Raw genomic sequence first — 9,759 nt, 5'->3', positions numbered from 1 at the left:
GGCCTGGCCGCGACCGCCCGTCTGCCCCTCGTCGCCGGCCGGATCGGCGATCTGGACGACGGTTCCATCGTCGTCAACGAGGAGTGGGAGACACGGACGGTGGGGCAGCGCGTGAGCGTCTGGCTGGGTGACGGCCGCAAGGTGTCGCTCCGCGTCGCGGCCGTGATGCGCACCGGCACCGGGAGCAACGGGGTCTATGTGACCCCGTCGAACGCGGCAGGCGCCGGCATCGACCGTATCGACATCAGGCTCCGTGAGGGGGCGGACCGTTCAGCGGTCGAAGCCCTCCTCGAGAAGGCCGGGCGCGACACGGACACCCCGGTCATGACGAGGGACGCCTGGGTGACCGCGCACTACCCGCGCACCAGCGGCAACACCCGGGCGGGCCTGCTGCTCATCCTCGGCATCGCCCTGCTGTACACGGGGATCGCCCTGGCGAACACGCTGGTCATGGCCACCTCGGACCGGGTACGCGACCTGGCGGTGCTCCGCCTCACCGGCGCCACGAAACCGCAGGTGCTCCGGCTGGTGGCGGTCGAGGCACTGATGGTGGTGGCCGTGGGCGCGGTCATGGGAGCGGCGGTGGCCGGGCTGAACCTGCTGGGAGTGAAGGGCGCCCTGGAACTCCTCTCGGTGAGCTCCCCGGTGGCTGTCCCGTGGACGGCCCTCGGCGCTGTACTGGCCGCATGCGCCGTGGCGGCCACGGTCTCCGCCGTACTGCCCGCGCTCGCGGCACTGCGTACGGGACCGGTCGAGGTGGCGGGCGCACGCGAGTGAGCCGGGCGGGGGTACGGATACCTGGCGGCGGGCCCGGCCCGCCGGGTTCAAGGGCCCGTCGTGACCGGCCCGGCGGGTTCAAGGCCCGCCCTCCAACGGCCCGGCGGGTTCAAGGGCCCGTCGTGACCGGCAGTTCCGACGCCAGGCCCCATTCGCTCCACGACCCGTCGTACACGGACACGTCGCCGTACCCGGCGAGTTCGGCCGCGAGCGCCAGCACGCAAGCCGTGACGCCCGACCCGCAGCTGACGACCAGTCGCTCCCGGCTCCCCGCCGACGCCTCGAACAGGGAACGGAGTTCCTCCACAGGGAGCATCCGGCCCTCGCGCTGAACCGCGTCGAAGGGCAGGTTCACCGCCCCCGGCATATGGCCGCCGCGCAGCCCGGGCCGGGGCTCGGCGGCCGTACCCGCGAACCGCTCACGGGACCTCGCGTCGAGGACGGCCGCTCGTGGGTCGGCGAGGGCGTCCACGACCGCTTCGCTGCCGACCAGCGCTCCGGGTCGCGGGCGGGCGGCGAAATCCCCCTGCCGCCCGGCGCTTTCCGGCGCGAGGTCCTCGACCGGGAGCCCGGCCGCTTCCCAGGCGGGCAGCCCTCCGTCGAGCACCGCGACGCCGTCGAAGCCCATCGCTCGGAGCATCCACCAGGCGCGGGGGCTGGAGTAGATCCCCGCGGTGTCGTAGACGACGACGGTGTCCGTCCCGTCCACCCCCAGGGCCCGCATCTCCTCGGCGAACCTCGCCGCCTGAGGCATCGTGTGGGGCAGCTGTTCGGCGTGGTCGGACATGGCCCCGTCGATGTCGAAGCGCCGGGCGCCCGGAACACGCCGCCCGGCCGAACGGTGCGCACCCACCGAGGCGTCGAGGACCACGGCCCCCGGCCTCGTCAGCCGACTCGCGAGCCAGTCCGCATCGACGAGCGGGCCGGGCAGGTCCGCCGCTCCGGCGTCAACAGCCGTACTCCGGTGCTCAGTGGCCATGAATGACATCCCCCGCGTCGAATCGCTCCGCGTGCTCGTTCCGCTTCCGGCGTCCTGTGCCCGCACTCCAGGCAGCTCCACGGCCGTCGCGGCCCGTCCAGCATAGAGAGAGGGGCGGGCCCGTCGTCCGCGGCCGCGGACGGCCTACCGCCGCGTCTCGCCCGGCGTACGGTCCACGTCCTGCGCGACGTCGAGGAGGACCTGGCAGGTGTACCGGAACTCCTCCAGGAGCCGGGTCGCCTCGGTGACGAGGATGCCGTACGGCGCCGAGGGGTCGGCCAGGGACAAGGACAGGCGGCGGGTCTCCTCGACCACCTCGTCCCGGCGCGCTTCGGCCTCATCGGTGAGCCGCTCCAGCCGTTTCGCCTGCGGGAGCAGCGTGGTCTCGTCCAGCGTGGTCAGCACCTCGGCGACCGCGCTGACGGATTCCAGGAACGCCGCGTAACGCCGCAGGAACGGCCGCCGGGCCTCGTCCTCCTCGCGGGACCGGTCGAGGCCGCGGGTGAGCGCGGCCACCTGGTAGAGCGTGCGTTCCAGGGCGCCGAGCACGGACTCGTAACCCTGGAAACCGGGGTGGCCCCGGTAACGGCGCAGCAGACGCCGGGGGTTGAGCAGCGCGCTCTCCTTGGCCGTCTGGAGTCCCGACCTCGCCTGCCCGATCATCTCTCCGGTACGTGCCGCGCGGGACCGCCATCCTCCGGTGGTGTCCTGGTCGGGCACCCCCTCGGCCAGCACCGGATGCATGTCGGCGAGCAGGTCGTGGAGGGTGTGGGCGAGGCTGCGGATGCCGTACTCCGCGCTGCGGTAGCGCAGCGGCGGGGCCACGAGGACGTTGACGGCGGTACCGATCGCACAGCCGATGAGGACGAGCAGCACGATCTCGCCCAGAGCGCGCAGCCGCTGGGAGTCCCCGGACGCCGAGGTGTAGGTCGCGAAGGCGAAGAAGGCCGCGGTCGCGACCTGCGGTCCCTGGACACCCAGGACGTGCCAGCGCCCGATCGTCAGGGCGATGAGTGCCACGAGCACGAAGGTCAGGAGGTCGGGCCCGGCAAGGAACCCGAGAGCCGCCTGCACCAGGACCCCTGCGACGACGGCGCCGACGTAGCGCAGCGACTGGATGACCGAGCGGTAGACGGTCACCTGCATGATCAGCACCGCCGAGAACGGGGCGAACGCCGGCGACCGGGCCCCGAGGACGTCGTAGGCGATCAGCCAGGCCAGGCCGGCGGCGAGGGTGCTCTTCGCGATCACCAGCAGGGTGTCGCGCTCGTCCCCGGAATAGGAGAAGGCGTGCCGCCACCACTGTGCGACGGCGGCGAACCGTCCCGTACGCGTCCGCCCGGTCGTCGTGCCGCCGGCCATCAGTCCCTCGTTCCCGCTCCGGTCATGCCGTCCACGCGCGAGCGGCTTCCTGCGCTCCGCCGCATTGCAGCCGAGCAACCGTACGGACTCGGTGAGCCGGCCGAAGTGGCGCCTGCGCTTCACTCGCGTGCCCGGCTGAGCGCAATCGAAGCGAAGGGGCTGGACGGCTACGGGGCGAGGGCGCCGGGACCACGCACAGCGGAGCGGCCCCCTCCTGACGTCTTCGCAGCATCCAGGAAAAGCAAAAGCCCCAGGTCACGGCGAGTGAGTCCTGAGGCTTCTACAGAGCCGCCTTCGGGATTCGAACCCGAGACCTACGCATTACGAGTGCGTTGCTCTGGCCAACTGAGCTAAGGCGGCACGCTCTGTCGCACCATGGTGCGGTCAGCAGCGGAGCCAAGTCTACACAGTTTCCAGGGGTGCTCCGTACCGCCCGCCCTCGCGGCCGTACCCGCAGGTCAGGTGCACTTCTTGCCGTCCTTGGGCGGCGTGCCGTCCAGCAGATAGGTGTTGATCGCCGTGTCGATGCAGTCGCTGCCCCGGCCGTACGCCGTGTGCCCGTCGCCCTCGTAGGTGAGCAGGCTGCCGGAGGAGAGCTGGTCCGCGAGGGACTCGGCCCACTTGTAGGGGGTGGCCGGGTCTCGGGTGGTGCCGACCACCACGATCGGGGCGGCGCCCTTCGCCTCGGTGCGGTGCGGGGTACCGGTGGGGTCCACGGGCCAGGAACCGCAGTTCAGGGCGGCCCAGGCGAAGCCCCTGCCGAAGACCGGGGAAGCCTTCTGGAACTCCGGGAGCGCCTTCTCCACCGCTTCGGAGCCGGCGAAGGCGGGGGCGAGGTCGACGCAGTTCACGGCCGCGTTGGCGAACATCAGATTGGCGTACTCACCGCTCGGCTCACGCTCGTAATAGCCGTCGGCAAGGGCGAGGAGGCCTGATCCGTCACCGCGCTGCGCCCCGGCGACGGCTTCGCGGAGCTGGGGCCAGGCCGACTCGTCGTACATCGCCGCGATCACACCAGTGGTCGCCAGCGACTCGGTCAGCCGCCGGGTCTCGCCGGTCGGCACCGGATCGGAGTCCAGCTCGCCGAAGAGTTTCTTCAGCGCCTTCGCCGCATCCGCGGTGGACGTGGTGCCGAGCGGGCAGTCGGTCTGCTTCACACAGTCCGCGGCGAAGGACTGGAACGCCGCCTCGAAGCCGGCGGTCTGATCGCGGTTGATGTCGATCGCGGGGAGCGACGGGTCCATCGCCCCGTCCAGGACGAGACGTCCCACCCGGGCGGGGAACAGTTCGGCGTAGGTAGCGCCGAGGAACGTGCCGTACGAGGCGCCGACGTAGTGCAGCTTCTCGTCGCCGACCAGGGAGCGCAGGATGTCCATGTCGCGCGCTGTCTCCACCGTGGAGACATGCGGGAGGATCTTGCCGGAGCGCTTCTCGCAGCCGCCGGCGAACTTCTCGAAGGAGTTGTTCAGCTCGGTGACCTCACCCTTGTCGTCCGGGGTCTGGTCCACCTGCGTGTAGGCGTCCATCTCCTTGCCGGTGAGGCACTCGACCGGTTCGCTGCGGGCCACTCCGCGGGGATCGATCGCCACCACGTCGTACCGGGCACGGACCGGGGCGGGGTAGCCGATGGCCGCGTAGCCCTGGAGATAGCCGACGGCCGAGCCGCCCGGGCCGCCGGGATTCACCAGGAGCGAGCCGATCCGCTTGCCCGGCCCGGTGGCCTTCTTGCGGGAGACGGCCAGCTTGACGTCTCCGCCGTCGGGCTTCGCGTAGTCCAGCGGGGCCTTCATCGTGGCGCACTGGAAGCCCTCGACGCCGCAGTCCCGCCAGCGCAGCTTCTGCCCGTAGTACGGCTCGAGTTCCTCGGCGGCGACCGAGCCCGTCGCCGACGCACTCGGAGCCGAACTTCCGCTGCTGCAGCCGGAGACGAGAAGGCCGGCAGTGCCGAGCGCGGTGGCGAACGTACGGAGCAGGCGCCTGGTGTCCATCCCCGGAGCGTAGCCGCCGCGTGACGACTCAACCGATTCCCTGCTCATACGGGTGAATTCACTCAGCCCGAAGGCCCAGGCGGGGTTGCGCACCACGCACGATCAGGTCGCGCCGCGGGGACGCCGGACGTCAGCCCGCTCGGAGTGACACCGCCATCGACTCCACGGCGAGCAGGGGCGCGACGTTACGGTCGAGGGCACGGCGGCAGGCGATCACGGCCTCTATCCGGCGCAGGGTCCGCTCGGGAGTGGACGATTCGGCGATCCGGTCGAGGGCGTCCCGTACGTCGGTGTTGGCGAGGGCGATCCGGGAACCGAGCTGGAGTGCCAGCACATCGCGGTAGAACCCGGTGAGTTCACTCAGCGCGAGATCGAGGCTGTCGCGCTGTGTACGCGTCCTGCGGCGCTTCTGCCTGTCCTCCAGCTCCTTCATCGCACCCGCCGTCCCACGCGGCATGCGGCCCCCGGCCACGCCTCCGAGCGCGGCCTTCAGGTCTTCCGTCTCCTTGACGTCGACCTCCTCGGCGACCTGTTTGGCGTCGTCCGTCGCCGTATCGATCAGCTCCTGGGCCGCCTTGAGGCAGCCGCCGACGTCATGGACGCGCAGCGGGAGCTTGAGCACGGCGGCACGGCGGGCACGCGCCCGCTCGTCCGTGGCCAGGCGGCGCGCCCTGCCGATGTGCCCCTGAGTGGCACGGGCGGCGGACGCGGCCCGCTCGGGGTCGATGCCGTCGCGCCTGATCAGCACGTCGGCCACGGCGTCCACGGGAGGCGTACGCAGCGTGAGATGGCGGCAGCGGGAGCGGATCGTGGGCAGCACGTCCTCGAGGGACGGGGCGCAGAGCAGCCACACCGTGCGGGGCGCGGGCTCCTCCACCGCCTTCAGCAGGACGTTTCCCGCGCCTTCGGTGAGGCGGTCGGCGTCCTCCATGACGATGACCTGCCAGCGGCCCACGGCGGGGGACAGCTGGGCGCGGCGGACGAGCTCACGGGTCTCCTTCACACCGATGGAGAGCAGATCCGTGCGGATCACGTCGACGTCGGCGTGGGTTCCGATCAGCGCCGTGTGGCAACCGTCGCAGAAGCCGCAGCCGGGAGCCCCGCCCAGGGCCCGGTCGGGGCTGGTGCACTGGAGCGCCGCGGCGAAGGCGCGGGCGGCCGTGGACCGGCCGGAGCCCGGCGGGCCCGTGAACAGCCAGGCATGGGTCATCTTCGAGCCGGGGGGCACCGGCTCGCCCTCGGACTGGGCGGTGACCAGCGCATCGGCGTCCCGGGCGGCGGCACCGAGCTGCTCCTGCACTCGGTCCTGTCCGACCAGGTCGTCCCATACGGTCATGGTCACCGCCCTTCCGGTGGTGTGGTGCGGGAACGCCGGTGTCCCGGCGCTTCCCTATTGTGCGGGAAGGGTCCGACAATCCCGGCGTTCCGTCCTCGGGCTCACGCTCCGCCCGTCAGCGGCGCGGCTTGCGCCCGCCCCGCCCGGATCCGCCCTGATCGTCGTCCTGGCCACCGAGCAGTTCGTCGGCCAGGGACGGCAGATCGTCGAGCGGCGTCTCCTCGGCCCAGTCGGAACGCGGCCGCTTCCGGCGGCCGGCAGCGTCCTGAGCCTCCCGTCCGGCCTGCGGGTCGTCGCTGACCTGCGCTCGTTCTCGCTCTCGGCGCCGGAAGCCCGGCGCTCGTCGCGGAAGACACCCGGCGGAACCCGGTCCGACGGGCTCGCGTCGTCCCGCACGGGCGGCAGAACGGCGGTCTCGTCCGCGTCCCGCACGGGCGGCAGAACAGCGGTCTCGTCCGCGTCCCGCACGGGCCGGTCCGGCCGGGCGACCGGCACGGGCTGCGTGATCTCGTTCGGATTCACGACCGGCGTCGGGACGGTCAGCTCGTTGTCCGGCACGGACGACCCGGTGGCCCCGGAGCCGGACCGGCCGGACTCCTGGGAACGCTGTGCGGCCGCGGCCTCCTCGGCGCGGGCGGCTGCCTCGGCCTCGGCACGGCGGCGGGCCTCCTCGGCCCTCACCAGCGCCTCCTCCGCCTTGCGCTGCTTCTCCAGGCGCAGTTCCTCCGCCTCCTTGCGGAGCCGCGCCTCCTCCTGGGCCTGTCGGCGCAGCCGCTCCTGCTCGGCCTCGCGCACCCGGTCCTCGGCCTCGAGACGGGCCCGCTCCTCCTCCGCACGGCGGCGGGCCTCCTCGGCGCGCTGCCGGGCCTCCTCCGCCTGCCGTTCGGCCTCGCGCTGCCGCGCCTCTTCCTCCTCGCGGCGCCTGCGCTCCTCCTCCTCGGCACGGAGCTTGGCGAGCTGAGCCTGCCGCTCGCGCTCCAGCCGCTCCTCCTCCGCCTTGCGGGCCGCCTCTTCCTCGGCCTTGCGGCGGGCCTCCTCCTCGGCCGCCTTCCGCGCCTCTTCCTGGGCCTTGATCTCGGCCTCGGAGAGCGGCAGGAGCCGGTCGAGCCGATGACGCACGACAGTGGTGATCGCTTCCGGTTCCTGCCCGGCGTCGACCACCAGGTAGCGGGCCGGATCGGCCGCCGCGAGGGTGAGGAAGCCGGAGCGCACCCGGGTGTGGAATTCGGCCGGCTCGGACTCCAGCCGGTCGGGCGCCTCGGTGAAGCGTTCCCGTGCCGTCTGCGGATCGACGTCCAGAAGCACCGTCAGGTGCGGTACGAGCCCGCTCGTGGCCCAGCGCGAGATCCGGGCGATCTCAGTCGGGGCGAGGTCGCGGCCGGCGCCCTGGTAGGCGACGGACGAGTCGATGTAGCGGTCCGAGATGACGATCGCGCCGCGCTCCAGCGCCGGGCGGACGACCGAGTCCACGTGCTCCGCACGGTCGGCGGCGTACAGCAGCGCCTCGGCCCGGTTCGACAGTCCGGCCGACGAGACGTCCAGCAGGATCGACCGCAGCCGCTTGCCGACCGGGGTGGCCCCCGGCTCCCGGGTCACGACGACCTCGTGGCCCTTGGCGCGGATCCATTCGGCGAGCGCCTCCACCTGGGTGGACTTGCCGGCTCCGTCGCCGCCCTCCAGGACGAGGAAGAAACCGTTCGCCGCGGGAGCGACCGCAGGGTCGCCGCCACGCAGCGCCTCACGCAGGTCACGGCGCAGCGGGACACCGGCTCGGTCGTCGGTCTTCGCGAGAACGATCACGGCGACGGGCAGCAGCAGAGCGCCGATCAGCATCAGCGCGAAGGCCGCACCACCGTGCGCGAAGACGAAGTCACCGGACCCCAGACGGTGCCGGCCGATGGCGGCGGCGAGCAGCGGACCGCCCACCGCGCCGAATGCGACCAGCACCCGGACGACGGCCTGGAGGTGCTCGGTGGTCCTGGCCTGCCGGAAGGCCTCCGTCTCCTGGTCGATGACGGCATGCCCGATGTGGGCGGCGACCCCCGCCGCGTAACCGGCCAGCAGCGCGATCAGCAGCCCGGTGGCGGTGTCCGGCACCAGGCCGAGCGCGAGGAGCGCCACTCCGGTGACGGCGACCGCCAGGGCCAGCAGACGGCGCCGCGACAGGGCGGGCAGCACCTTCCGCGCGGTACGGATACCGAGCGCGGTGCCACCGGTCAGGGCCAGGATCAGCAGGGCGAAGGTGGCGGGCCCGCCACCGAGGTCGGCGGCGTGGAGCACGGAGACGGCGGCAGCGGCGGCGATGGCCCCCGCGACCGCGGAGCACGCGGCGACGACCAGCGGGATGCTGCCGGTGCGGCCCTTGTCGGTCCCCGTCCGGCGCAGGCCCTCCAGGGGCGAGCGCGGCCGGGGCGTCTGGGTGGCCGGGAATTCGAGGAAGTACAGGGTCGAGACGGAGGCGGAGAAGAGTCCCGCCGCGATGTAGGAGCCCAGGGCGGCCTGGTGGAAGGAGAACCAGTCGAAGCCGGTGCCGAGCAGTTCACCGATGAGTGCGGCGACCACCAGCACGGCCGCGGCCGCGGGGACCGCGAGGAAATTCGTCCGCAGGGAGAGCCTGCGCAGGGCGTCGAGGTGGTCCGGCAGCGGGCGCACGGCAGCGCCCTCCGGGGGCGGGGCGGGAAGCAGTGCGGGAGCCGCGCTCTCCTTGGCCACCGCCCACAGCCGCTCGCCGACACCGGCCACGAAGACGGTGATGAGGATCATCATGAGTGCCTTGTCCGGCATCCAGTCGATCCACAGGGGCGCGACGACCAGCAGAGCGAGCCGCAGCCCGTCCGCCCCGATCATCAGCCAGCGCCGGTCGACCGGACCGCCGGGCGCCGTGAGCGCCGTCAGAGGCCCCAGGAGTACGGCTCCGAAGAGCACGGTGGAAAGAATCCGGGCACCGAAGACGGCGGCGACGGCAAAGGCCGCCCCGCGGTATCCGGCCCCGAAGGAGCCCTCGAGGACCGCCGCTTGCAGCGACAGCAGCACAAGCACGAGAAGGGCGAGTGAATCGCCGATACTGCCGACGAGCTGGGCGCTCCACAACCGCCTGAGCGGAGGAATACGCAACAGGGCTCGTACGGCGCGCTCGCGTGAGTCTGCGGCAAGTGTGTCGGAGGTGGGGCTCACGACCGGTGGCTGCTCGGCTCGCGTCATCCGCCCAGCCTATCGGGAGCGGTGCGGCACCCGGGGGCCGCGTCCGAACATATGCCCAACGGAAACGCGGCCCGGCCCCTCACACGAACGCCGGAAGGGCTGGGACGTCCCAGCCC

6 protein-coding genes and 1 tRNA gene are annotated in these 9,759 nt (G+C 72.5%); 1 reads left to right on the top strand and 6 read right to left on the bottom strand.

The window, feature by feature from the left end; all coding sequences use genetic code 11:
- Positions 1-777, top strand: a 777-nt coding sequence (locus ACFWFI_RS36660; RefSeq protein WP_387399008.1) for an ABC transporter permease, incomplete at its 5' end; no start/stop codon positions are given.
- 109 nt (positions 778-886) lie between these two features.
- On the opposite strand, the gene ACFWFI_RS36655 is transcribed toward ACFWFI_RS36660, so the two are convergent.
- From ACFWFI_RS36655 to tmk, 6 genes are all read right to left on the bottom strand, one after another.
- Positions 887-1,756 (bottom strand): sulfurtransferase, encoded by an 870-nt coding sequence (locus ACFWFI_RS36655; RefSeq protein WP_387399006.1) that lies wholly within the window; start codon positions 1,754-1,756, stop codon positions 887-889.
- Between the two features lie 144 nt (positions 1,757-1,900).
- Positions 1,901-3,118, bottom strand: a complete 1,218-nt coding sequence (locus tag ACFWFI_RS36650) for an FUSC family protein (protein ID WP_387399010.1) — start codon at positions 3,116-3,118, stop codon at positions 1,901-1,903.
- Positions 3,119-3,404: 286 nt separating this feature from the next.
- Positions 3,405-3,478: transfer RNA gene (locus ACFWFI_RS36645), tRNA-Thr, on the bottom strand.
- Positions 3,479-3,576: 98 nt separating this feature from the next.
- A complete protein-coding gene (locus ACFWFI_RS36640) occupies positions 3,577-5,106 on the bottom strand; it encodes an alpha/beta hydrolase (RefSeq protein ID WP_387399004.1) in 1,530 nt (509 codons plus the stop codon).
- A gap of 130 nt (positions 5,107-5,236) precedes the next feature.
- The gene (locus ACFWFI_RS36635) at positions 5,237-6,442 is read right to left on the bottom strand and encodes a DNA polymerase III subunit delta' (protein ID WP_387399001.1); all 1,206 of its coding nucleotides are present in this window, start codon (positions 6,440-6,442) and stop codon (positions 5,237-5,239) included.
- Between the two features lie 54 nt (positions 6,443-6,496).
- Positions 6,497-9,643 carry a dTMP kinase gene (tmk, locus tag ACFWFI_RS36630; RefSeq protein ID WP_387398998.1) on the bottom strand — a complete coding sequence of 1,049 codons (3,147 nt, stop codon included), beginning with the start codon at positions 9,641-9,643 and terminating at the stop codon, positions 6,497-6,499.
- Positions 9,644-9,759: the final 116 nt, after the last annotated feature.

This window comes from Streptomyces sp. NPDC060209 (assembly GCF_042728155.1).
Taxonomy (GTDB): domain Bacteria; phylum Actinomycetota; class Actinomycetes; order Streptomycetales; family Streptomycetaceae; genus Streptomyces.
The sequence above is the reverse complement of the archived record's forward strand: the minus strand, read 5'-3'. Positions and strand labels throughout refer to the sequence as shown.